At 58.9% G+C, this 23,950-nt stretch carries 22 protein-coding genes and 1 pseudogene; 6 read left to right on the forward strand and 17 right to left on the reverse strand.

The features are described 5' to 3' along the window. Positions 1-45: 45 nt before the first annotated feature. A pseudogene (locus AC07XF_RS10465) lies at positions 46-186 on the reverse strand (IS110 family transposase); the annotation flags it as partial. A gap of 172 nt (positions 187-358) precedes the next feature. Next, positions 359-841: a serine protease inhibitor ecotin gene (eco, locus tag AC07XF_RS10470; protein ID WP_204928727.1), complete on the reverse strand. Its 483-nt coding sequence runs from the start codon at positions 839-841 to the stop codon at positions 359-361. A gap of 251 nt (positions 842-1,092) precedes the next feature. On the opposite strand from eco, the gene AC07XF_RS10475 reads away from it, so the two are divergent. Then, complete coding sequence (locus AC07XF_RS10475) at positions 1,093-1,359, forward strand: DUF1652 domain-containing protein (protein WP_495026410.1); 267 nt, start codon at positions 1,093-1,095, stop codon at positions 1,357-1,359. Here AC07XF_RS10475 and AC07XF_RS10480 read toward each other — a convergent pair. The 14 genes from AC07XF_RS10480 to AC07XF_RS10545 all read right to left on the reverse strand — a co-directional run bounded on the left by AC07XF_RS10480 (position 1,356) and on the right by AC07XF_RS10545 (position 16,032). After that, positions 1,356-1,751: a hypothetical protein gene (locus AC07XF_RS10480; protein WP_495026411.1), complete on the reverse strand. Its 396-nt coding sequence runs from the start codon at positions 1,749-1,751 to the stop codon at positions 1,356-1,358. The two genes, AC07XF_RS10475 and AC07XF_RS10480, sit on opposite strands and share 4 nt — an antisense overlap. Before the next feature lie 91 nt (positions 1,752-1,842). Continuing rightward, positions 1,843-2,109: a DUF2790 domain-containing protein gene (locus tag AC07XF_RS10485; RefSeq protein ID WP_495026412.1), complete on the reverse strand. Its 267-nt coding sequence runs from the start codon at positions 2,107-2,109 to the stop codon at positions 1,843-1,845. A gap of 204 nt (positions 2,110-2,313) precedes the next feature. Then, positions 2,314-3,258 (reverse strand): carbohydrate kinase family protein, encoded by a 945-nt coding sequence (locus AC07XF_RS10490; protein ID WP_495026413.1) that lies wholly within the window; start codon positions 3,256-3,258, stop codon positions 2,314-2,316. A gap of 13 nt (positions 3,259-3,271) precedes the next feature. After that, positions 3,272-4,768 carry a xylulokinase gene (gene xylB, locus AC07XF_RS10495; RefSeq protein ID WP_495026414.1) on the reverse strand — a complete coding sequence of 499 codons (1,497 nt, stop codon included), beginning with the start codon at positions 4,766-4,768 and terminating at the stop codon, positions 3,272-3,274. A 145-nt stretch (positions 4,769-4,913) separates the two neighbouring features. Then, positions 4,914-6,386, reverse strand: a complete 1,473-nt coding sequence (locus AC07XF_RS10500; protein WP_495026415.1) for a mannitol dehydrogenase family protein — start codon at positions 6,384-6,386, stop codon at positions 4,914-4,916. A 16-nt stretch (positions 6,387-6,402) separates the two neighbouring features. Beyond that, positions 6,403-7,506 (reverse strand): ABC transporter ATP-binding protein, encoded by a 1,104-nt coding sequence (locus AC07XF_RS10505; protein ID WP_495026416.1) that lies wholly within the window; start codon positions 7,504-7,506, stop codon positions 6,403-6,405. 167 nt (positions 7,507-7,673) lie between these two features. Beyond that, positions 7,674-8,504 (reverse strand): carbohydrate ABC transporter permease, encoded by an 831-nt coding sequence (locus AC07XF_RS10510; protein ID WP_495026417.1) that lies wholly within the window; start codon positions 8,502-8,504, stop codon positions 7,674-7,676. An 8-nt stretch (positions 8,505-8,512) separates the two neighbouring features. Beyond that, positions 8,513-9,412 (reverse strand): carbohydrate ABC transporter permease, encoded by a 900-nt coding sequence (locus AC07XF_RS10515; RefSeq protein WP_495026454.1) that lies wholly within the window; start codon positions 9,410-9,412, stop codon positions 8,513-8,515. A 183-nt stretch (positions 9,413-9,595) separates the two neighbouring features. Further along, positions 9,596-10,906, reverse strand: coding sequence for an ABC transporter substrate-binding protein (locus AC07XF_RS10520; RefSeq protein ID WP_495026418.1), 1,311 nt, complete (start codon positions 10,904-10,906; stop codon positions 9,596-9,598). A 278-nt stretch (positions 10,907-11,184) separates the two neighbouring features. After that, the gene (locus AC07XF_RS10525; protein ID WP_495026419.1) at positions 11,185-12,090 is read right to left on the reverse strand and encodes a helix-turn-helix domain-containing protein; all 906 of its coding nucleotides are present in this window, start codon (positions 12,088-12,090) and stop codon (positions 11,185-11,187) included. Between the two features lie 73 nt (positions 12,091-12,163). After that, positions 12,164-13,030 carry a phosphatidylinositol-specific phospholipase C domain-containing protein gene (locus AC07XF_RS10530; protein WP_495026420.1) on the reverse strand — a complete coding sequence of 289 codons (867 nt, stop codon included), beginning with the start codon at positions 13,028-13,030 and terminating at the stop codon, positions 12,164-12,166. A gap of 279 nt (positions 13,031-13,309) precedes the next feature. Further along, positions 13,310-14,200, reverse strand: a complete 891-nt coding sequence (locus tag AC07XF_RS10535) for a phosphatidylinositol-specific phospholipase C domain-containing protein (protein WP_495026421.1) — start codon at positions 14,198-14,200, stop codon at positions 13,310-13,312. Positions 14,201-14,301: 101 nt separating this feature from the next. Further along, complete coding sequence (locus tag AC07XF_RS10540) at positions 14,302-15,594, reverse strand: glycosyltransferase (protein WP_495026422.1); 1,293 nt, start codon at positions 15,592-15,594, stop codon at positions 14,302-14,304. Between the two features lie 75 nt (positions 15,595-15,669). After that, entirely contained in the window at positions 15,670-16,032 is a 363-nt protein-coding gene (locus AC07XF_RS10545; RefSeq protein ID WP_495026423.1) for a response regulator, read from the reverse strand. A gap of 259 nt (positions 16,033-16,291) precedes the next feature. Here AC07XF_RS10545 and AC07XF_RS10550 point away from each other — a divergent pair, with 259 nt between their 5' ends. From AC07XF_RS10550 to AC07XF_RS10570, 5 genes are all read left to right on the forward strand, one after another. Beyond that, positions 16,292-19,783 (forward strand): response regulator, encoded by a 3,492-nt coding sequence (locus AC07XF_RS10550; protein WP_495026424.1) that lies wholly within the window; start codon positions 16,292-16,294, stop codon positions 19,781-19,783. Further along, on the forward strand, positions 19,783-20,616 hold the full coding sequence (locus AC07XF_RS10555) for a CheR family methyltransferase (RefSeq protein ID WP_495026425.1): 834 nt from the start codon (positions 19,783-19,785) through the stop codon (positions 20,614-20,616). Before AC07XF_RS10550 ends, AC07XF_RS10555 begins: the two co-directional genes overlap by 1 nt. Continuing rightward, positions 20,613-21,206 carry a chemotaxis protein CheB gene (locus AC07XF_RS10560; protein WP_495026426.1) on the forward strand — a complete coding sequence of 198 codons (594 nt, stop codon included), beginning with the start codon at positions 20,613-20,615 and terminating at the stop codon, positions 21,204-21,206. Before AC07XF_RS10555 ends, AC07XF_RS10560 begins: the two co-directional genes overlap by 4 nt. Then, positions 21,200-22,381, forward strand: coding sequence for a hybrid sensor histidine kinase/response regulator (locus AC07XF_RS10565; protein WP_495026427.1), 1,182 nt, complete (start codon positions 21,200-21,202; stop codon positions 22,379-22,381). The genes AC07XF_RS10560 and AC07XF_RS10565 overlap by 7 nt, the downstream gene beginning before the upstream one ends. 77 nt (positions 22,382-22,458) lie before the next feature. Further along, positions 22,459-22,836: a response regulator gene (locus AC07XF_RS10570; protein ID WP_007983728.1), complete on the forward strand. Its 378-nt coding sequence runs from the start codon at positions 22,459-22,461 to the stop codon at positions 22,834-22,836. An 11-nt stretch (positions 22,837-22,847) separates the two neighbouring features. On the opposite strand, the gene AC07XF_RS10575 is transcribed toward AC07XF_RS10570, so the two are convergent. After that, complete coding sequence (locus tag AC07XF_RS10575) at positions 22,848-23,903, reverse strand: tetratricopeptide repeat protein (RefSeq protein WP_495026428.1); 1,056 nt, start codon at positions 23,901-23,903, stop codon at positions 22,848-22,850. Between the last annotated feature and the right edge of the window lie 47 nt (positions 23,904-23,950).

Here is a 23,950-nt window from a genome sequence, read left to right on the forward strand (position 1 = left end):
CGACACAAAGTCAATGTGGGAGATTCTATGGTTGAGCGGAAGCCCTCAACCTGCTTTCGGTTGGTATTCACTTTGACCTTTCAGTAGTGCAAATACGACCCGTGAAAGCTTACGGGCCAAGATCAGCAGTGCCTGCGTTGTACTGAAACCTCGAGCTCTTTGCTCCTCGTAAAACCCTTTCCAGGCGCGGTGCTTCAGGCACACCTGTTTTTGTGGCGAGGGAGCTTGCTCCCGCTTGAGTGCGTAGCACTCACAAAAAACGGCATTTTTTGGGGCCGCTACGCAGCTCAGCGGGAGCAAGCTCCCTCGCCACGGGTTTCTCTCTGACTGAAGACAAGCATTACGCTGGATGGCCGGGTTATTCCTGAATGGCTTTCTCGACCTTGTTCGATGCCGACCAGATCCGATAGCGCACTTCGATGTCCTTGGGCACGTACAGCACGAGCGGCAGTTTGCTGTTGTAACGCAGCAGGAAGCCATCGCCGACCACCGGTACGAAATCCTGTTTGCTCGTGCCGTCCGGGCAGGCCATCAAGGTGCTCATCGGGCCAATGACTTTTTCCAGTCGATAGAAGGGGTAGCCCCAACCCTCGAGGTTCTTCTCCTCGAGAATGCCGCCCAGACGAGGGTGATTGCAGTCGACAGTCATCGTCTTGCCGGCCAGGATCTCGACCTGGAAGTCGCCTTCCCGGGTCTGTGGTGCGAGGTGAATCACTTGGCGGGTAAACCCGCTTTCGGCCTTAGGATAGGGTGCGGTTGCTTCGAGTTTGGCGGCGTGCGCCACGCCGGCAAGCCCCAGTGCGAACAGCGCTGCGCTCGCGTTAACGGTCAAAGAACTCATGATGCCTCCTTGCTTGAAGTGAAGGGCGGCATTTTCACTGTCGTGTGCAGCGAATGCAAACCTGCGGCGCCCAGTGTGCAAACTGCATGGCAGGTTTTACAGGCGACTTGCCGAAACCCTTAAATTGCCGATGAGCTGCACAGCGAAATCCGGGACATGCTTTATGCTGTAGGTGCCCTAGAAGCTTGCCGGGATTTCATATGAGTGAGCGTTGATAGTTGATTGGCAGTCTCACAAAGGAGAAGGTCGTCATGTTTCTTTCTGCCTTGGAACTTCGCAATATCATCGAAAGCAGCTTTTTACCCAAACGTTGCGAGTGCAGTTTGTCACCGGATCTGTCGATGACCGTGAAGGTCTATGCCGACGGGCAAACCGATCATCTCGATCTATTGGTCACCGGCATCGATGCCTCCGGGCTCAATGGTTGTCGGGAAATAAACGAGTTGATTGCCCAACTGCGTTCCAGACAGCATCACGTAGAAGTCGAGCCACACTCGATGCTGGGCAAAGCGCTTTAGCCTGCGGTTTCGAGTTCCACCGACACGCGCCGGGACTGGAAGAACGCCAGGCCCAGCGCCAGTTCAACCCCCACAGCCAGCAACATGCCCGGCCCGACATGGCCGGCGAGCCATTCGGCAAAACCCAGCACGGCCAATCCCCAACAGCCGACGACGAAGCCGAGGCTCAGTGCATTGCGGGTTGCGCAAGGGGGGGCGTTGCGAACCAGACAAGAGATCACGCTGAACGCCGCAAACAGCACGGCGGTGCGGCGCGCGACCAATTCTGCCGCGAATGAAAATTCGATTCCCCAGAACGATAGTAGCCATTGCGGTGCCAGGCCCCAGAGCAGGCTCAGCAAAAGACATAAGGCGGCGGTAAACATCGACAGCGTGCGAAACGAAAACTGCATGGCCAATCCTTGCGGGCAGTGAGGGAGGCGCTAGAGCATAGCGCCGCAGCCCTCAAAGGAATACCGCCAGGTGTCAAATCAGACGTTTCAGTCAGCCTTGGTTCTCGCAGGCGTCGGAAAGTTTACGGTAGGTGATTTCTGCGGGTTTCCCCGTGTCATCGATGTACTTCATGTCGGCGCTCACCACTTTGCACTCCAGGGTGGTCGGCTCGGTCAGTGAAATCACTTTGCTGACATGCAACGGCATGCCGTAGTGATAGGGCACGGCTTGAGAGGTTGTGGTGTCACTGGCCTGTGCCAGACCGGCAAACGCGGTGCAGGCGAGGGTGGCGGTAACCAGCAGGGTGCGAGTGTTCATCAGCGATCTCCGGTGCGGGCGGAAAGTCAGTTCGATGTGTTGCCTGTCGAACTTGCCGCACTGGGCGTCAGAACAGTCTGAGGGCGTGCGGTCCAGTGAAGTGTCGGACCGCACGGTTAAACGAGGGTTAACCCGGCTGAACGCCGCCTGTCGCAAATGCGCGGTCCTGTAGGAGCGAGCTTGCTCGCGATGAGGGCATCAGATTCAGTACAACTCCAATTGTTGGCGATAAGGCAAGTCCGGCCCGGTCTTGCTGCACGTCAGCGCCGCCGCCTGCACCGCGAACTTCAACATGCTGTCGATCTGGTCGCGGCCAAGCTGCTTCACGCCCTCGACCGAATCCAGTTGCTGCTCGGTCAGCCAGGTAATCAGCGCCGCCTGAAAGGTATCGCCCGCGCCCACGGTGTCGGCGATTTTCACCGGACGGGCGGGAGCCGACCATGAACCGTGAGCCCGGCTGAACACACTCGCGCCTTCGCCACCCCGGGTCAGGAACACCAGCTGACAACGGTGCTGCAACCAGCCTTCGATCACCCGCGCCGGGTCCTGGCCGGGATACAACAGATGCAGATCCTCGTCGCTGACCTTGATCAGATCGGCCAACTCCACCAGCGTCGCGATCCGCGCGCGCCACAGGTCGATGTCCGGCTGCGGGTTCAGTCGCACGTTCGGGTCGAGGCTGATCAGGCGTTTGCCGCTTTCCCGGCGCACCAGTGCCAATAGCGTGTCGGCAATCGGTTGTACCACCAGGGAAAACGAGCCGATGTGCAGGCCGCGTATCTCGGGCCCGAGTGCCGGCAGGTGTTCCGGTTGCAATTGTCGATCCGCACAGCCTTCGCCACGGAAGCTGTACTGCGGCGAGCCATTGGCCCCCACGGCGACCATCGCCAGGGTGGTCGGTGCGGCAAAATCCAGCAGGTAGTCCTGGCACACGCCTTCATCTTGCAACACTTGCAGTAGACGCCGGCCCAGGTAGTCGGTGGACAACCCGGCCAACAGGGCCGCGTCCACGCCTAATCGACGCAATCCCACGGCCACATTGAACGGCGAGCCACCGGCAATGGCTTTGAAATTCACTTTGGAAGCCAGACCGCCGGCATCGTTTTCACTGAAAAAATCGAACAGTGCTTCGCCACACACCAGGTACATAGTTGTTCACTCTTTAAAGGGTTGCGACATGCCGTTGATAGCGTTCATAAGTCTGCTGGCAGGCTTGTACATTGTCGGCCTGCGGCAGGGTTTCACTGGCCGGGTCGAGTTTCACGCAGCGCTCGCACAAGTCCGCCAGGCTGTGTTCGTGCCCGTTTTCCCAGGATACGCACCAGGCCGCCTGAATCGCTGCACCCAGGGCCGCCGCTTCACTTTGTTCGGTGCAGATCACGGGCGTGTTCATGGTGTCGGCGACAATCTGCCGCCAGACCGTGCTTTTCGATCCACCACCGATCAGGCAAATGCTGCGGCTTTGTAAGCCATTGTGGCGTAGCAGGTCCAGTCCGTAACGCAAACCGAACGTCGTGCCTTCGACCACCGCGCGGCACAGGTTGGCCCGGGTCAGGTTGGTCATGGTCAGACCCGACAGACTGGCGCTGGCATGGGGCAGGGCGGGTACCCGCTCGCCGTTGAAGAACGGCAGCATGCTCACACCTTCGGCGCCGATGGGCGCTTTGGCAACGAGCTCGTTGAACTGATCGATGTCGAGGTCCAGCAGGTCGCGAATCAGGCCGGTGGCATTGGTCAGGTTCATGGTGCAGATCAATGGCAGCCAGCCGCCACTGGAAGAACAGAAGGTGGCAACCGCAGCATCCGGGGCGACGTTCGGCCGATCTGAATAGGCGTACACGGTGCCCGAGGAACCGAGGCTCATGGTGATCGCACCGGGCTGGATGTTGCCGGTGCCGATGGCCCCCATCATGTTGTCGCCGCCGCCACTGGACACCAGTGCCCGCGGGTTGATGCCCAGGTGTCCGGCAATACCCGGCAGAATCGTGCCGACCGCCTGGTGGGCATCGATCAGCTCCGGTAGCGCGGCTTGCAGGCGTCCGCTCGGGTCGATGTCGCGCAACAATTGCAGATCCCACTGGCGAGTACGCACATTGAAATACCCGGTACCCGAGGCATCACCGTATTCGCTGCAACTGCGGCCGGTGAGCCAATGGTTGAGGTAGTCGTGGGGCAGCAGAATGCGGGCGATCCGGGAAAACACCTCGGGGTGCTGCTCTTTGGTCCATAACAATTTGGACACCGTGTAGCCCGGCGCGATGACCACGCCGAGGCGCTCCAGCGAAGCCTTTTCGCCACCCAGGTGGGCCAGCAGTCGGTCATTCTCCGGGGTGGTTTCGGTGTCGCACCAGAGTTTGGCCGGACGCAGCACCTTGCCCTGATCGTCGAGCAGCACCAGGCCGTGTTGCTGGCCGGACACGCCGATGCCGAGGATCGACTGGCCATCGACTTTGGCCGCGAGCAATGCGCGGCGGGTGGCGGTGGCGAAGGCTTCCAGCCACTGATGGGTGTCCTGTTCGCGGCGGCCATTGGCAGCACTGATCAAGCTGTGACTGGCCGCTCCCTGGCCGAGTACCACGCCACTGGTCGCATCGAGGATGATGGCTTTGGTGCCTTGGGTGCCGCAGTCGATGCCGAGGAAGAGTTGTTGGTTTGGCATAGTGGATCCTTGGATCATTCAACATAAATGTCGCCTGTCAGGCCGCTTTCGCGAGCAAGCCCGCTCCCACAGCAATTGTGTTCAACAGCGCTTCAGTGTGGGAGCGGGCTTGCTCGCGAAGACGGCAGCAGCTCCACCGCAGGACTTACGCCAGCACCCGCTCCAGCGTCCGCGACACACCCACCTCGCGCAAACTGTTGCAGCACCACTCGAACGCCGCGACAAACTCCGCCGAGCGAGCAATCGCCGTACCAAAAATCTCCTCGACCGCCAGCAACCGCTGGGTAATCAGCACATCATCGGCCACCAACGCCTGGCAGAATGCTGCACGCGGGTCCGCAACCGTGTAGGTCTCGCCATGCTCATCCACGCCTTTGAGGTACAACGCCCACGCCGCCACCACCAGTGCCGCACGCTTGGTCTCGCGGCCATCGGCGATCAGGCGGTTGATGGTCGGCACGGTGAATTTCGGAAACTTCGAAGAGCCGTCCGAACACACCCGTTCAAGCTGGTCGGCAATTGCCTGGTTGGAGAAACGCGCCACCAGGGTGTTCTTGTACTCGCTCAGGTCGATTCCCGGCACTGGGGCCAGTTGCGGCGTCACGTCCAGGTCCATGTAGGCGCGCATGTAGCGTACGAACAGCGGATCGTTCATGGTTTCGTGGACGAAACGGTAACCCTTGAGGAATCCCAGATAGGTCAGCGCCAGATGACTGCCGTTGAGCAGCTTGATCTTCATTTCCTCATAGGGTGTGACGTCGTCGGTGAATTGCACGCCGACCTTTTCCCAGGCCGGGCGTCCGTTGACGAATTTGTCTTCCAGCACCCATTGCACATAGGGCTCGCAGACCACCGGCCAGGCATCGTCCAGCCCATGCTGGTCCGCCAGTTGCAGGCGGTGTCGGGTGCTGGTCATCGGCGTGATGCGGTCGACCATGGCGTTGGGGAAGCTGACGTTGGCGTCGATCCAGTCGCGCAGTTGGCTGTCGTGCAAGGCGGCAAAGGCCAGCAGGGCCTTGCGGGTGACAGCGCCATTGTGCGGCAGGTTATCGCAGGACATCAGGGTGAAGGCCGCTGTGCCGGCCGCGCGGCGCCTGGCCAATGCGGCACAGAGGAAGCCGAACACGGTTTTCGGAGTGCCGGGGTGCGCCAGGTCATGCTGGATCTGCGGCAAGTGCGCCATGAACTCGCCATTGCTGTCGTCGATGCAGTAACCGCCTTCGGTGATGGTCAGCGAGACGATACGGATCTCGGGACTGGCCAGTTTGTCGATCAATGCCTGGGCATCGTCCTCGGCCAGCAGCATGTCGCGAAGGGCGCCGATCACCCGCACTTCGGTGTCGTCGCCATCGCCGAGTTCGAACAGGGTGAACAGGTAGTCCTGATCCTTGAGATCGTCACGGGCGCGGCGGTCCTCGGCACGCAAACCGACACCACAAATCGCCCAGTCCAGGCCTTCTCCAGTGTTCATCAGTGCATCGGTGTAAAACGCCTGATGGGCGCGATGGAAACCGCCGACGCCGATGTGCGCGATGCCTTGGCGGGTATCGCCCAGCGCGTAGGCGGGCAGGACCACTTCGGGAGCGAGGCGGTTGAGGTTCTGTTTGTTCAGTTTCATCGCAGGCTCTCTGAAATCAGGCAGCAACGCGCAACGGGCGGGTCAACGCTACGCCGTTGGCATCGAACAAATGGCAGTGTTGCGCGTCCAGGTGCAGGCTCAGGGTTTCGCCATAGCGGCTGGCCAGATCGCCGCGAACGCGCATAGTCAGGGCTTCGCCGGACGACGTCAGGACGTGGCAGAACGTGTCGCTGCCCAGGCGCTCGCTGACATCGGCGGTGACTTGCAAGGTGCAATCGCCCGGTTTGGCCAGTTCCAGATGCTCCGGGCGAATGCCCAGGGTCACCGCCCCCCCGATGCTCAGGTGACCGCCGCTCAAGGGCAGGTTGATGCGGGTTCCGGCGTCCAGTTGCACTTCGCAGCCCTGGCTGTTGACGCGGGTGACCTTGCCCTTGAGGAAGCCCATTTTCGGCGTGCCCAGGAAACCGGCGACGAACAGGTTGGCAGGCTGGTGATAGAGATCCAGCGGCGAGCCGACTTGCTCGATCTTGCCGCCATTGAGTACGACGACTTTGTCGGCCATGGTCATCGCTTCGACCTGATCGTGTGTGACGTAGATCATCGTGGCTTGCAGGTCTTTGTGCAGGCGTAATAGTTCCAGACGCATCTGCACGCGCAGGGCGGCATCGAGGTTGGACAACGGTTCGTCGAACAGGAAGATTTTCGGGTTGCGCACGATGGCCCGGCCAATCGCCACGCGCTGGCGCTGGCCGCCGGACAGTTGCTTGGGTTTGCGCTCCAGCATTGGCCCCAGCTCGAGGATCCGCGCCGCTTCGCTGACCTTTTTCTCCACTTCGGCTTTCGCAACGCCAGCCAGGTCCAGGGCGAACGACATGTTCTTGCGCACGCTCATGTGCGGGTACAGGGCGTAGGTCTGGAACACCATCGCCAGGTCGCGCTTGGCCGGGCTCACTTCGGTGATGTCGCGGCCGTCGAGCTCGATGGTACCGCCGCTGACTTCTTCGAGCCCCGCGATCAGCCGCAGCAGCGTGGATTTACCGCAGCCCGACGGGCCGACGAAGACCACGAATTCCTTGTCGTTAACTTCAAGGTCAATGCCTTTGATAATGGAAAAGCCTTCGAAGCCTTTGTGCAGATTCTTGATTTTCAGGTTGGCCATGGTGATGGGCCTCCGTTCGTTTTTATTCAGATTGAGCCGGGCAGGCTTTTCGTAGGAGCCGGCTTGCCGGCGAAGGGGGCCTGGAACCTTGCATCGATCTTTCGGCCGTCTTCGCTGGCAAGCCAGCTCCTACAAAGGATCGCGTTGGGTCAGGAATCCGGGGAGGTTCATTTCACGGCGCCAAACGACAGGCCGCGCACCAGTTGTTTCTGGCTGATCCAGCCGAAGATCAGGATCGGCGCGCAGGCCAGGGTCGAGACCGCCGACAACTTGGCCCAGAACAGCCCTTCGGGGCTCGAATACGAGGCGATCAACGCGGTCAGTGGTGCGGCTTTCGACGAGGTCAGGTTCAGCGACCAGAACGCCTCGTTCCAGCACAGGATCAGCGACAGCAGCACCGTGGACGCCAGGCCGCCCTTGGCGATGGGCAGCAACACCCGGAGCATCTCCTGCGCCAGCGTTGCGCCGTCCAGGCGTGCGGCTTCGAGGATGTCCCTGGGGATGTCCTTGAAGTAGGTGTAAATCATCCAGACCACGATCGGCAGGTTGATCAGCGTGTAGATGACGATCAGCGCGATCCGCGTGTCGAGCAGGCCGAAACTCTTGGCCAGCAGATAGATCGGCATCAGCACGCCCACCGGCGGCAGCATCTTGGTCGAGAGCATCCACAGCAGCGTGCGTTTGGTGCGCTGGGTTTCGTAGAACGCCATGGAGTAGGCGGCCGGCACCGCGATCAGCAGGCACAGGGCCGTGGTACTGAAGGAAATCACCACCGAGTTCCAGGCGAAACTGAAATAGTCGCTGCGTTCGTTGATGTGCAGATAGTTCTCCAGCGTCGGCGTAAAGATGAACTGCGGCGGCGTGGCGAAGGCATCGATTTCGGTTTTGAAACTGGTCATTACCATCCAGAAGATCGGGAAGAAAATCAGGATCGCGATGGCCCAGGCCAACGTACCGAGCAGCAGGCTTTGCAGGCGACGGGATTGTTGAAGAGTCATGGCAGGCCTCAGGCTTTGTCGGTCAGGTTTTTGCCGATCATCCGCACCAGGATGATCGCGGCGATGTTGGCGATGACCACGGCGATCAAACCGCCCGCCGAGGCCATGCCGACGTCGAACTGCACCAGCGCCTGGTTGTAGATCAGGTAGGCGAGGTTGGTCGAGGCGTAGCCGGGGCCGCCATTGGTGGTGGTGAAGATTTCGGCGAACACCGAGAGCAGGAAGATGGTTTCGATCATCACCACCACCGCAATCGGCCGCGCCAGGTGCGGCAGGGTCAGGTGCCAGAAGATGGCGACAGGCCCGGCCCCGTCCAGGCGTGCGGCTTCTTTCTGTTCCTGGTCGAGGGACTGCATGGCAGTCATCAGGATCAGGATCGCGAACGGCAGCCATTGCCACGAGACAATGATGATGATCGACAGCAGCGGATAGTGCGCCAGCCAGTCCACCGGTTGCGCGCCGAACAGCTTCCAGACGTAGGCGAGAATCCCCGACACCGGATGGAAAATCAGGTTTTTCCAGATCAGCGCACCGACGGTGGGCATGATGAAGAACGGCGAGATCAGCATCACCCGCACGATGCCGCGACCGAAAAACTCACTGGCCTCCAGTAGTGCACTGATCAGCACACCGAATACCACGCTGATCAGCAGCACGCTGCCCACCAGCAACAGGGTGTTGCTGGCGCCGGGCAGGAAGCCCGAATCCGTCAGGAAGTAGGTGAAGTTCTCGATGCCGACAAATTCGTTTTCGCCGGGGTTGAGCAAGTTGTAGCGGATCATCGAAAAGTAGACGGTCATGCCCAGCGGCACGATCATCCACAACAGCAGCAGTGCCACCGAAGGGCTGACCAGAAACCAGCCGGGATTGGCCACACGGTTTTTGTGCTGCGGTTGGGCAATGTCCATGTGAGCTTTTGCAGTTGATGTATTCATGGCATTAAACCTATTCATTCAGACCTATGAAGATCCAATGTGGGAGCGGGCTTGCTCGCGAAGGCGATGGTTCAGTCACGAATATCCGGCGGATGCACCGGCCTCTTCGCGAGCAAGCCCGCTCCCACACAAGGCAAGAGCAGGGAAGTGCGAGGGTTACTTGGGATAACCCGCGCGCTTCATCTCGCGTTCAGTGGTTTGCTGGGCCGCCGCCAATGCCTGGTCGACCGTGGTCTGGCCGATCAGCGCCGCGGAGAAGGATTTGCCGACCTGGGTACCAATGCCCTGGAACTCGGGAATGGTCACCAGCTGGATGCCGATGTACGGCACTGGCTTGAGCGTCGGTTTGCCAGGGTCGGCAGCCTTGAGTGATTCCAGCGTGACTTTGGCGAATGGCGCGGCGTTCATGTACGCCTCGCTGTAGGTCGAGGCCCGGGTTCCCGGTGGCACGTTGGCGATGCCGTCCTTTTCCGCAACCAGTGCGCTGTATTCCCTGGAGGTGGCCCAGGCGCTGAAGGTTTTCGCGGCATCCTTGGCTTTGGAACTGGCCGGAATGGCCAAAGCCCAGGAGTACAACCAGGCCGAGCCCTTGTCGGTGACCTGGTGCGGCGCATAGGTGAAACCGACGTGATCGGTGACCTTGCTCTGGGCCTTGTCGGTAACGAACGAGCCGGCGACGCTGGCGTCGACCCAGATCGCGCATTTGCCGCTGTTGAACAACGCCAGGTTTTCATTGAAACCGTTGCTCGACGCACCCGGCGGGCCGGCTTTCTTCATGGTGTCGACGTAGAAGTTCAGCGCGTTTTTCCACTCGGGACCGTTGAATTCCGCTTGCCACTTTTCATCGAACCAGCGCGCGCCATAGGCGTTGGCGACGGTGGTGATCAGCGCCATGTTCTCACCCCAGCCGGCCTTGCCGCGCAGGCAGATGCCGTACTGTTCCTGCTCGGGTTTGTTCAGTTTGGCGGCGAACTCACCGATCTGCTCCCAGGTCGGGCGCTCGGGCATGCTCAGGCCGGCGTCCTTGAACAGATCGATACGGTAATAGGTAATCGAGCTTTCGGCGTAGAACGGCAGGGCATACAGCGCCCCCTTCACCGACAGGCCTTCACGCACCGATGGAAACACGTCGTCGAGGGCATAACCGGCCGGCAAATCCTTCATCGGCTCCAGCCAGCCCTTGGCACCCCAGAGTGCGGCTTCGTACATGCCGATGGTCAGCACATCGAACTGCCCGCCCTGGGTGGCGATGTCGGTGGTCAGGCGCTGGCGCAGGACGTTTTCTTCGAGGACCACCCAATTGAGCTTGATATCCGGGTGCTCGGCCTCGAAGGTTTTCGAGAGCTTCTGCATGCGGATCATGTCGCTGTTGTTGACGGTGGCGATGGTCAGGGTCTGGGCGCCAAGGCTGACGCTGCTGAGGGTCATGCAGGTGAGAGCAAGCAGAGCTTTTACCGAAGGTTGCATCGTGCACTCCTTTTCTGCACCCGGTGGGATACAGAAGGACAGTTATTGTTTTTGTGTCTTCCGACGGCAGGAAGAATGTGCACTGATTACATCCTTCAATGGAGAGCGAAACAAATCATCCATCGCACTTTAATCGATACTTTTTTGCACTGGGGTTTGGCGCTGTAAACGTAGGGAAGGGCTTTTCAGCGAAAGGGAGACATCGAATCCGTACAGGTTTCAAGGCTTGGCACTGTACCTGTGGGAGCGAGCAAGCCCGCTCCCACATTTGATCGCATCTAGCCGAGGTTTTGCTCGGTGAGCCGCTGCACCACCAAACGCCGGTAATGCGAAGGCGTCATGCCCTTGAGTTGCTGGAAGCGCCGGTTGAAGTTGGAAATATTGTTGAAGCCCGATTCGAAGCACACGTCCGTGACCGGTTTGTCGCCATCGGCGAGCAACTCGCAGGACTTGCTGATGCGCAAGCGATTGACGAATTCGATGAAATTGCGCCCGGTAGCCTGCTTGAACACCCGGCTGAAATACGTGGGCTTCATGCCCAGGTGCCCGGCGACTTCTTCCAGCGGCAATTCCCGGGCGTAATGGGCGAAGATGTAATCCACCGCGCGGTTGGTGCGATCGATATTGTGTTCGTCGGCCAGTTGCGGGGTCGTGGCGCCGGAGAGCAATTGGTAATCGTCGGTGGCCGCGAGCAATTCCAGCAGAATGAAAAAGTGCCCGAGCCGGGTGGCGCCGCTGGTATCGGCAATGCGCTGCATCAAGTCCATGGCCTGGGCGATGGTGTGCTTGCAGCGAAACTCAATGCCGTACTGCGCGCGTTCGAGCAACGGCGCCAGGGTCTTGAGCTCGGCGAATACCTGATAGCCGCTGTCGAACAACTCGTCGGTGAAATTGACCAGCATGTCGCGCTTGGGCACCACTTCGTCCTCGGCCACCTGGCTGATCCAGTTGTGGGGCAGGTTGGGGCCGGTCAGGAACAGGGTTTGCGGGTAGAAGTTGCCGATGTAATCGCCAATGAACACCTTGCCGGAGCTGGCGACAATCAGGTGCAGCTCGTATTCCTTGTGGAAATGCCAGCGCACCAGCGGGCAGGGAAACCCGTGCTGGCGGTAGATAATGGACAAGCCATTGTGGTCGTCCATCAATTCATAGGAAGGATCGGTAACTCTGGCGGTGCGGGTCATGTCCAGTGTGGTCTTTTTGTTTTTCAGACGCCAATCATGCACCCCCGCCCAAGACAGTTCCAGTTCGCCGGCCTTACGTCTTGCGCAGTCCCCTGGAAAAGTTGATTTCCCTGCAATAGCTGACCAGTTGTGTCGCTCCAATAAAGTCGGCACTGATGATGCTGCACTTCGGCGCCCATCCAGAGTCCGGACCAAACCACTCGTTCAATTCCCGGGTGATTCGTTTTACACCGGCCAGTTCTCCATAACTGGTGGCGGATAATGACCAGAGCGTATTTTTGTCGGGTGGGTTATTCAGTGTTTTTTCAATATGCTGTCTTAGCTCTTCGGGGGAAGTAATGTCGTTGCCACTCCATCTAACTGTGATTTTCGGCCAATACAGGGAAGCGTTGAAGTCCGGATGCCAATCGGCGGCAAGTACGATTCTTTGCAAGGGATTTATTTTCTTTAGTGCGCTCAGTGTCAAATAACGGTTTTCTCGCGGAATCAGTCGTGTACCCAGTTCACTCATGATGGCCTTATGAAAGCCTGTGTAGTCGAAACGTTTTTCATCAAGGCCCTTGAGTTCGTGAATATCCAGCACGATGAATTCATCCGGGTTTTCATTGAGGAAAAAGTCCAGGCTCTTGAACAGTTCGCTCAACGATCGACCTCTGAGCAGCTTGAAGCCGTGAAACGTATGGAACTTCTTGACTCCCAGCCAGTGCTCGTCTGAATGGAATCGCAGGTCGAGTACCCGGACGCCCTCGTTGAGCTGCTGGATAAATGGCCCATCCTGGCAGACGAACCAGTGACTGGCCGGTTGAACGTGGATTGGGTACGAGAAGTCATAATCCACTCCCGCGTTATGGGCGCCGGGCCAGACCAGTTCCAAGAGGGTTAACTTGTCAATGGAAGGTGTCGCCGACATCCAGTTTTTATGGGGGTAAGTATTTGTCATTGTGCAGTCCGTTGCTATTTAAGAATAAAGAAACGCCCAAATATCAGAGTTGATGTCGGGCGATTTATTCTTGGTTGCAAGTCAGGGGCTGTACAAGTAATTAGTGTTTTCAGGATATTGTTTTTGCTGGCTGTTTTTCGCCTCTAGATGATGGACAAGCCATTGTGGTCGTCCATCGATTCATAGGAAGGATCGGTAACTTTGGCGGTGCGGGTCATGTCAGGGTGCTTTTGTAGTTATCTCGCCCTGTTCATGCCTCTTGCCGGATGGATAACGCTACTACCGGACGCGAGCCTGTTCATGCAAGGCATGGCCGTAAACCGCTTTCATGCTGGTGGCGCTCCAGCAGTAACGGACGATTTCGGATTCATCGAAAAAATCGGTACTGATGATGCTGCAACGCGTCACCCAGTTTCCCGTGGTGTTGAACCAGTCGTTGATCTGCCGTTTGATATGCCCGGGCCCGCCCAGCAGCGAGTAGGTGATCGCGGACAATGACCAGAGGAAGGTCTCATAGGGCGCATCTTCCAGGTTTTGCGCGATGTGGCCTTGCAGCTCGGTGGTGTCGGAAAACGTGCTGTCACGCCACTTGTGCGGGATTCGCGGCCAGAAGTAATCACCGTCGAGCTCTGCCAGTGCGGGCGCCGCCATGACCACGCGGCGCTGCCGACTCGCGCTTTTCAGTGCTCCCACTGTCTTGAGTCCGTCGCCGGGAAGGACGGCCCGAAGCCCGAGACGACGCACGAGCCAGTCACTGAGCCTTTTATGATCGAAGGGTTTGTTGCCATCCGCCAGTTGATGGAAGTCCAGCACGATGAATTCGTCCGGGTTTCGATCAAGGAACAGCAGCACCGCGTCAATCAGATCGTCCAGAACGCGATGCGAGCGAAAGCCGTTGTGGTGAAAGTAAAACCCGGATCGAGCCGCGCCGGCCGTGTAGCCCAGGCGGATATCAAAGGCGCGGGCGCCATTGGCCAGTTGCCAGGAAAAAGTGTCGTTCTGACAGCAGGTCCAGTTGCCGGTCACCGCATCGTAATTCGACGCCTTTTTGTCCATGCCGGCGTTATGCACGCCAGGCCAGACGATATCGGTGAGTTTGAGTTGATTGATGTCGAGGGTGTTGCTCATCCAGGTTTGCTTGTCGAGCAATCCTGTTTTGTTGTGCGTCATGGCTATTCCTTTTGCCGGTCACCCCGTCCGTGGGGCGGTGAAGGCCAAAGGATATCCGGTCATTGGCGATCAGTGCGGTAGATATGTATCGCACAGGGCGGCTAGTTGAGGCGGTTCTTGGCCTCGATCCATTGCGCCATGTATTGGGTACTTTTGTGTTGATGATGGCGCAACATGCTGCCGGTGAAGTTATCCCTGCGGATGTCGGCCAGATGTTGTTGGCATTCAACCAGTCTCTCGATCAACGCCGGGCCGTGAAGGGCTTGCTGGTAACGACCGGTCAGCAGGGTTTGCGCTTGAGCCTGGGCGTTCAACCATTGCGCCTTGTCGTTGTAAAGCCGGACGGCGCAGTCGGCGAACTCGCGTGCAGTCCGGGTTATGGCACCGGGCCAAGCCTCTTCGCCGTACATCGCTTCCGCACCCACTGGCGTTGTGACATTGGGCGTGCCGCAGAGCATTGCGTCGACGATCTTGCCTTTGATACCGGCGCCGAAACGCAACGGCGCCAGGCACACCCGCGTGGCCGACATGACTTGCAACGCATCTTCGGCCCAGTTCAAGACGTGAAACCCCTGGGCGGCGTTGTGCAACGCGGTGGCCTTGGGTGGCGTATACGCGCCGTAGATGTGCAATTGCGCCGTGGGCAGCTGTGCGCGGATCAACGGCCAGATCGTGGTTTTCAGCCAGAGCACGGCATCCCAGTTCGGTGCATGGCGAAAATTGCCGATGTGCAGAAAGTTCGCCCGGTCTTCGAAGGCAACCGGCGGCTGGGTCGGCAGTTCGACCATCAACGGGCACCAGTGCAACAGGTTGCGCGGCACTTTGAACTGCTCGACCAGCAATTCGATTTCCACCTGCGAAACCATCAGGGTCAAGTCGCATCGATAAATCGCCGCGATCTCCCGTTTGGCCAGGTCGGTATCAGCCATGAATTCGAACTCTTCGCGTAACGCGGGCGCGAACATTTCGCTGAAGTCGTTGCTGTCGTCGCTGGCCTTCAGGCGGTCCTTGAGACGCTGATGACGGGCGTCACGCAAGCTTTGCAGGTCGGAAGATTCCAGCACCCGCATGGCATCCGGACAGTGTTTTTCGACGCGCCAGCCGAATTGTTCTTCCATCATGAAGCGATCGAACAGCACCACATCCGGGGCGAGTTCGCTGATGAACGTGTCGAAACTGCTGTTGTTCAACTCGATGGGCACTTCGCGAATGCCCAGCGGTGCCAGGTCGGCGCGGTGCTCGCCGGTACCGGCGGGGCTGCTGAAGGTGATGTCCCAGCCTTGCTGCAGGAACGTTTCAAGGATTTGCATCATGTGCCCACCGGCTGCCGAAGAGCGGGGCTCGGGCCAGACGTAACCAATGACCAGGACTTTGGTTGCGCGGGGTTGAATCATTGACGGGAATTCCTTGAAGCGAATACAGGGCAGGGATGAAAAACGGCGCGCATTAAACCACAGCGCAGCGCAAGCTCACCCGAGAATGCTTTTGACCTTGTCGCGCAACTGATCGATGGAGAAGGGTTTGCCGATCACGTGCATGTCGACAGGAACTTCGATGTTTTCGGCATAGCCGCTGGCGAACAGGATGGGCAGCTCGGGGCGTAACGTGCGGGCGAGGGTGGCCAGTTCGCGGCCGTCCATGAACGGCAGGCCCACATCAGTCATCATCAGATCAATCGGTTGATTCAGGTCCTTGAGCTTCTCCAGCGCCTGTTCGCTGCCATCGGCTTCAAGTACGTTGAAATCCAACTCCTCCAATACGTCAACGATCAACATGCGCACGATGGCATCGTCTTCGACGACGAGGATGATGGAGGCGTTGGCGGATGACATGGTCGAATTCCCGAAAAAGATTGGCATTGCCGGTCGCTCGAAATCACGGGGCTCTTGCATGAGTAAGTGGCGGATCCCGACAAGTTCCCAACGCGATGGAAAAAGGTTTCACTGCGCCGTTGAGGCAAGGATAACCCGAGCACTGGAACGGGCGCAGCGGAATGTAGGACCTCGCGCGAAAACATGTCAGAAAAATGGATCAATGTCCGAGTTTTGGGGCAAACTCCTTGCATTCTGACAGTTCGACAAGGCCTGCCCCATGACCTCTGCGTCCTCGGTTGATGAGCAACGATTTCGTAAACTCCTGAGTCGCAACATCAGCCTGCCCTTGGGTCTGGGCCTGATCAGTGCAGTGTTCTTCGTGTCGCTGATCACCTATTTACTGTCGACGATCCAGTGGGTGGAACACACCGACCGGGTGATCAATAACGCCAATGAAGCGGTCAAGCTGACCGTGGACCTGGAAACCGGGATGCGCGGTTTCCTGCTCAGTGGCGACGAACATTTCCTCGACCCCTACGAAACCGCCAAGCCGCGAATTGCCGTGGCCCTCAACACCTTGCTCGAGCTGACCGCCGACAACCCGGTGCAGACCGACCGTTTGCTGCGGTTGCAGGCACTGCAACAGGATTGGGCCCGCTACGCACAATCGTTGATCGATTTGCAGCGTAGCAGCGGTGACTATCGCGCCGTGGTCAAGACCGGACGTGGCAAGCGATTGACCGATGAAATACGCAAGCAGTTCGAAGACGTGATCGACGCCGAACAACAATTGCGTACATCGCGCAATGAAGAAGTGCGCCGTACCACAGTCGTGAGCATCAGCCTCTATCTGTTGTTCATTGCCGGTGTCAGCGGGTTGCTGGCGTATATCGGGCGCCGCGATTTGCTGAGCCTTTCGCAAAACTACAGCGTCAACCTCGCGGCCCAGCAGGCCAGCGCCCATCGCCTGGAGCAGCAGGCCTGGCTGCGCAACGGCCAGACCGAACTGGCCGAGCAAGTGCTGGGGCAATTGAGCTTGAACATGCTGGGTCGCAACATCCTGCAGTTTTGCGCGCAGTACCTGGGCAGCGCCGTGGCGGCCATTTATGTCCGTGAAGACCATGGTGGCCTCAAGCGCATCGCGACCTACGGCTTCTCCCGTGAGCAGGAAGATCGCGAACAGCAGATATACAGCGACGAAGGCATTGTCGGCCAGGTGGCGCAGCAGGCACGGCTGATTCGCCTGGACGAGGTGCCGGGTGATTATTTCAAGGTCAGCTCCGGCCTCGGCGAAGGTTTGCCGCGCAGTGTGCTGGTGGTGCCAACCAGCGACGACGATCGGGTCAATGGTGTGATCGAGTTGGGTTTCCTGCGTCCGCTGAATGACCGCGATGTCGCGTTGCTGGAGTTGATTGCCAGCAACATCGGCACGTCCATCGAGGCCGCACGCTATCGCCAGCGCTTGCAGGAAGTGCTGGCTGAAACCCAGCAGCTCAATGAAGAGCTGCAAGTGCAACAGGAAGAACTCAAGACCGCCAACGAAGAGCTCGAAGAACAGTCGCGGATTCTCAAGGAGTCCCAGGCGCACCTGGAAACCCAGCAAGTGGAGCTGGAGCAGACCAACGAGCAACTCGCGGAGCAGGCAGAAGCACTGGCCGAGCAACGTGACGCCATGGACCTGAAAAATACCGAACTCAATCAGGCCCAGATCCAGCTCGAAGAACGCGCTGAAGAATTGCAGCGCTCAAGCAAGTACAAGTCCGAATTCCTCGCCAACATGTCCCACGAGCTGCGCACGCCGCTGAACAGCTCGTTGATCCTGGCCAAGCTGCTGGCGGAAAACTCCGAGGAAAACCTCAGCGCCGAGCAGGTCAAGTTCGCCGAATCGATCTACTCCGCCGGCAATGACTTGCTCAACCTGATCAACGACATTCTGGATATTTCCAAAGTCGAGGCCGGCAAGCTGGAAATCCGTCCGGAGAACACCAGCGTGGTGCGTCTGGTGGAGGGCCTGCGCGGCCTGTTCCAGCCATTGGCCACGGACAAGCAGCTGGATTTCCAGGTGGATATGCAGGACGGTGCGCCGCTGATGCTGTTCACCGACCGCCAGCGCCTGGAGCAGGTCCTCAAGAACCTGCTGTCCAACGCCGTTAAGTTCACCGAAAAAGGCTGCGTCAGCCTGGCCGTCGCCATGGCGCCTGACGAGGGCATTGCGTTTACCGTCCGCGATTCCGGCATTGGCGTTGCGATGGATCAGCACGAAAGCATCTTCGAAGCGTTCCGTCAGGCCGATGGCACCACCAACCGGCGTTATGGCGGCACCGGGCTGGGTTTATCGATTTCCCGTGATCTGGCGGCCTTGCTCGGCGGCTCCATCAACGTGAGCAGCACGCCGGGGCAGGGCAGTGTGTTTACTCTGGTTTTGCCGCAGCAGTACGTGGAACCCGGCGAAGTGCCTGTCGAACCGATGCGAGCCGTTCCTGTGGCGGCTGTACCGAGTGTAGTGCCGCCCACGTTGTCGCCACTGATTGCCGACGTCGACATTCCGCGTTTCGACGACGATCGCAACAACGGCCCGTTCACCAGCCGCTGCATTCTGGTGGTGGAAGACGAGGCGAACTTTGCGCACATCCTCTACGATCTTGCCCATGAACTGGGGTATCAGTGTCTGGTGGCCCATGGCGCCGATGAAGGTTATGACCTGGCCAAAACGTTCATTCCCGATGCGATCCTGTTGGACATGCGGCTTCCGGATCATTCCGGCCTGACCGTGCTGCAACGTTTGAAGGAGCACGCCGAAACCCGGCACATCCCGGTGCATGTGATTTCGGTCGAGGACCGGGTTGAGGCGGCGATGCACATGGGCGCCATTGGCTATGCGGTCAAACCGACCACCCGCGAAGAACTCAAGGACGTGTTCGGCCGCCTTGAGGCGAAGCTGACCCAGAAGGTCAAGCGTGTGCTGCTGGTCGAAGATGACGATTTGCAACGCGACAGCATTGCCCGCCTGATCGGCGACGATGACATCGAAATCACCGCCGTTGGCCTGGCGCAGGAGGCGCTGGACCGGCTGCGGGCCTCCGTCTTCGATTGCATGATCATCGACCTCAAACTGCCGGACATGCTCGGCAATGACCTGCTCAAGCGTATGTCCACCGAAGACATCTGCTCCTTCCCGCCCGTCATCGTCTATACCGGGCGCAACCTGACCCGGGATGAAGAGGCCGAACTGCGCAAGTATTCGCGCTCGATCATCATCAAGGGCGCCCGCTCGCCGGAGCGGCTGCTGGACGAGGTGACGCTTTTTCTGCACAAAGTCGAATCACGGTTGTCCCATGAGCGGCAGAAGATGCTCAAAGTCGCCCGTAGTCGTGACAAAGTCTTCGAGGGCCGCAAGGTGCTGCTGGTGGATGACGATGTGCGCAACATCTTCGCCCTCACCAGCGCGCTGGAGCAAAAGGGCGCGGTCGTGGTCATTGGCCGCAACGGCCGTGAAGCGATTGAGCGATTGAATGACGTGGAAGACATCGATCTGGTGTTGATGGACGTGATGATGCCGGAGATGGATGGTTATGAAGCCACCGTTGAAATCCGCAAGGATCCGCGCTGGCGCAAGTTGCCGATCATTGCGGTGACGGCCAAGGCCATGAAGGACGATCAGGAACGCTGCCTGCAGGCCGGCGCCAACGATTACCTGGCCAAGCCCATCGACCTGGATCGCCTGTTTTCGCTGATTCGTGTCTGGTTGCCGAAGATGGAACGTATCTAGTGGAGCGCAGTTTTTCAGTGGAGCGAAACAGCGAAATCGAATTGCGGTTGTTGATCGAGGCGATCTACCTCAAGTACAGCTACGATTTTCGCGATTACTCCGGCGCTTCGATCAAGCGCCGGGTCAACCATGCGTTGAGTCAGTTCGAGTGCACTACCATCTCAGCGTTGCAGGAAAAGGTCTTGCACGATCCCACCGCGTTCATGCAACTGCTGCAATTGCTGACCATTCCGGTCAGCGAGATGTTTCGCGACCCTTCGCACTTTCTGGCCATCCGCAAGGAAGTGGTGCCACTGCTCAGAACCTACCCTTCGATCAAGATCTGGATCGCCGGATGCAGCACCGGTGAAGAGGTGTATTCGATGGCCATTCTGTTACGCGAGGAGGGCCTGCTCGACCGCACGATCATCTACGCCACCGACATCAATCCGCGTTCCCTGGAAAAAGCCAAGCAAGGGATTTTCTCGATGGAGAATGTCCGCGCCTACACTGCTAATTACCAGCAGGCCGGTGGCCAGAGTTCGTTTGCCGACTACTATACGGCGGCTTATGGGTACGCCATTTTCGACAAGACGCTGCGCGAGAACGTGACCTTCGCCGATCACAGCCTGGCGACGGACAGCGTATTTTCCGAAACTCAATTAATTTCGTGTCGTAACGTATTGATTTATTTTAACAAAAAACTTCAGGATCGAGCGTTCGGACTGTTTCACGAGTCTCTCTGTCATCGCGGTTTTTTGGTGTTGGGCAGTAAGGAAACCCCGGATTTCTCGGCCTTCGGCAAACAGTTCGAGCCGCTGGTCAAACAAGAACGGATCTACCGAAAATCATGAAAAGTGCAACGAACCTGCCAGCGATCGAAGCGATCGTGATCGGTGCCTCCGCCGGTGGCGTCGAGGCGCTGTTGAACATCCTCGGCCCGCTGCGCGAGGGTTTCGCGCTGCCGATCATTGTCGTGCTGCACCTGCCGGATGAGCGCTGCAGCCAACTGGCGGACGTGTTTTCCCGCCGGGTTGCCCTGCCGGTGCAGGAGGCGTGCGACAAGACTCCGGTCGAGGCCGGCACGCTGTATTTCGCCGCGCCCGGTTATCACCTGTCGGTGGAGCAGGACCGCAGCTTTTCCCTGAGCCTGGAGCCTCGAGTGCATCATTCGCGTCCCGCCATCGATTACCTGTTCGAATCGGCTGCCGATACGTACGGAGCCAATCTGGCCGCGGTATTGCTGACCGGTGCCAACCGCGACGGCGCGCGCGGGCTGGCTCAGGTCAAAAAGCACGGTGGCGTGACCATCGTGCAAGATCCGCAAGAGGCCCAGGTCGCCACCATGCCCCAGGCTGCGCTGGATTTGCACCAGCCGGATCACATACTTTCTGTACGCGGCATCGGCCGTCTGCTTGTCGAGCTGGAACGAATCGCATGCTAAGTAATATCCAGGCCAAACTGCTGATCGTTGACGATCTGCCGGAGAATCTGCTGGCGCTCGAAGCGCTGATCAAGCGTGAGGACCGAATCGTGTACAAGGCGCTGTCCGCCGACGAAGCCTTGTCCCTGCTGTTGCAACACGAATTCGCCATGGCCATCCTCGATGTGCAGATGCCCGGCATGAATGGTTTCGAGTTGGCCGAGTTGATGCGTGGCACGGAAAAAACCAAGAACATCCCGATCGTTTTCGTCAGTGCCGCCGGACGCGAACTGAACTACGCGTTCAAAGGTTATGAAAGCGGTGCCGTGGACTTCCTGCACAAGCCGCTGGACATCCTGGCGGTCAAGAGCAAGGTCAATGTGTTCGTCGACCTGTATCGCCAGAGCAAGGCGATGAAGGAACAAGTGCTGGCCCTGGAGCACAGTCGCCGCGAACAGGAGGCTCTGCTCAAGCAGCTGCAAAAAACCCAGCTGGAACTGGAGCAGGCGGTGCGCATGCGCGATGACTTCATGTCCATCGTCGCCCACGAAGTGCGCACGCCACTCAACGGCCTGATCCTTGAAACCCAGTTGCGCAAGATGCACCTGGCCCGGGACAACGCCGCCGCCTTCACCCTGGACAAAATGCACGCCATGGTCGACCGCGACGAGCGGCAGATCAAAAGCCTCATACGTTTGATTGAAGACATGCTTGATGTCTCGCGCATTCGCACCGGCAAGTTGTCGATCCGGCCGACGTGCTTCGATCTTTCGGCGCTGGTTCGGGGTTTGTTACAGAGTTTTTCCCAGCAGATCGACGCCGCCGAGTCGTCGGTTACACTCGATGCCGAGCAACCGGTGATCGGAAAATGGGACGAGTTTCGTATAGAACAGGTCATTTCCAACCTGTTGACCAACGCCTTGCGCTACGGGGCCAAGGGCCCGATCTCGGTGAAGGTATACAGTGAGGAGGGTCAGGCGCTGGTGGAGGTGCACGATCAGGGGATTGGCATCAGCGAAGAAAACCAGAAGCGGATTTTCCAGCAGTTCGAACGGGTATCGGCCCAGCACGCCGTCGCCGGACTGGGCCTTGGATTGTTTATTTCAGAACAGATTGTGGCCGCCCATGGCGGTACTATTACCGTCCAGAGCAGGATTGGCGAAGGCGCCTTGTTTCGCGTTTGTCTGCCGCTGTAGGAAAACAGCCAGATAGACGCAACCTCTGATCGACCCCACGGTCGTATCAGCAGCAATTGACCGAACAAAGGCTTCCCATGAGCGAAGATGCACAAGATGTAGTACTTGTCGTCGAGGACGATCCCTCGATTCTGATGGTGCTGTCCGCTTATCTGTCGGGCGAGGGTTACCGCGTATTGCAGGCCGAAAACGGCGAGCAGGCGTTTGAAATCCTGGCGAGCAAACCGCACCTGGACATGATGATCACCGACTTCCGCCTGCCCGGTGGAATCTCCGGCGTGCAGATCGCCGAACCCGCGGTGAAGCTGCGACCGGAACTCAAGGTGATTTTCATCAGCGGCTATGCCCAGGAAATCCGTGAGACGGACAGCCCGATCACGCGCAAGGCGCCGATTCTCGAAAAGCCGTTCGATCTGGATAAATTGCAGGAACTGATGCAGGACATGCTTTCGTAAGCAAGTCGAGGTTAAAGCCCTTGTTGCAACGCCGGATCATCGGGATTCATCTGTTCGAGTTGCGCCAACAGGATCTGCACGTTTTGCAGTTGGCCGCTTTCCTTCCAGTAATTGATCAGCGACACCCGGGCCTTGCGGTCATTCGGATGGCGCTGAACGATTTCCTGCAATTGTTTCTGCGCCGCTTCCAACTCCTGCTCGCCGTGCAACGTGGTGGCCAGGTCGTAGCGGTAATCCCGGTTGTTCGGCTCAAGTTCAACGGCCTTGGACAGGCCGAGCAGGGCGAATTCGCTTTGGTCGTGATGCAGCAACCAGAGCCCGAGGGCATGTTGCAGGTAGGCTGAATCGGGTTGCGCCTGGAGTTGGCTGGCCAACAGCTGCCGGGCGGCGTCGTTCTGGCCCTGTTTATCCAGTACCTCGATTTGCAGCACCAGCGCCGGCAGGTTGTCCGGCGCCAGGCGCAGGGTGTTGTCCAGCGCCTCTTGCGCTTCTTTAAGCTCGGCATTGTGCAGGTGCAGCCGGGCCAGTTGGTATTGATTGTCGGCGCTTTGCGGCGCGCTCCTGAGCACCTGCTCCCAGGCGTCGATGGCTTGCTCCAGCGGCCCGAAATACAAACCCAGTTCATCCGGTGACAACCCCAGCAGCGCGTTGATCGCGGCCAGTCGCACGCTTTGTTCGCTGTCATCGAGCAATGGCCCCAGCAATAAACTGCGCTGGCCGTTCGGCACTAGGCCGCTGATGCTCTTGATCGCGGCGATACGGACGTCGGGCGACTCGTTCTGCAAGTCGGCAGCCGCCAGTTTCAGGGCCACCGAGCTTGGATAGTTGGGCAGCTCGGCATGCAGCCAGACACGACGCTTGGGAGACAGGTCCGGACGGCCCATTTGCTGATAGAGCACGCGCGCGGCACCTGGTTTGCCGGCCCGGGCTGCCTCCAGCGCTTCGCTGTAGCCATGCTGGATGGCTTCGGGAACCACCGGGGTGGTATCGCGCAGGGAAAACCACGCAAGGCCGATGACGAGCAGGGCGAAGAGGCTGATAAACAGATAGCGGCGGGACTTGGGCATGCAGGAATCCGGAAGCTGGCGAGCTTTTGCAAAGGCGCAAGCTTCGG

The organism is Pseudomonas sp. GW821-FHT01C01 (assembly GCF_059422645.1).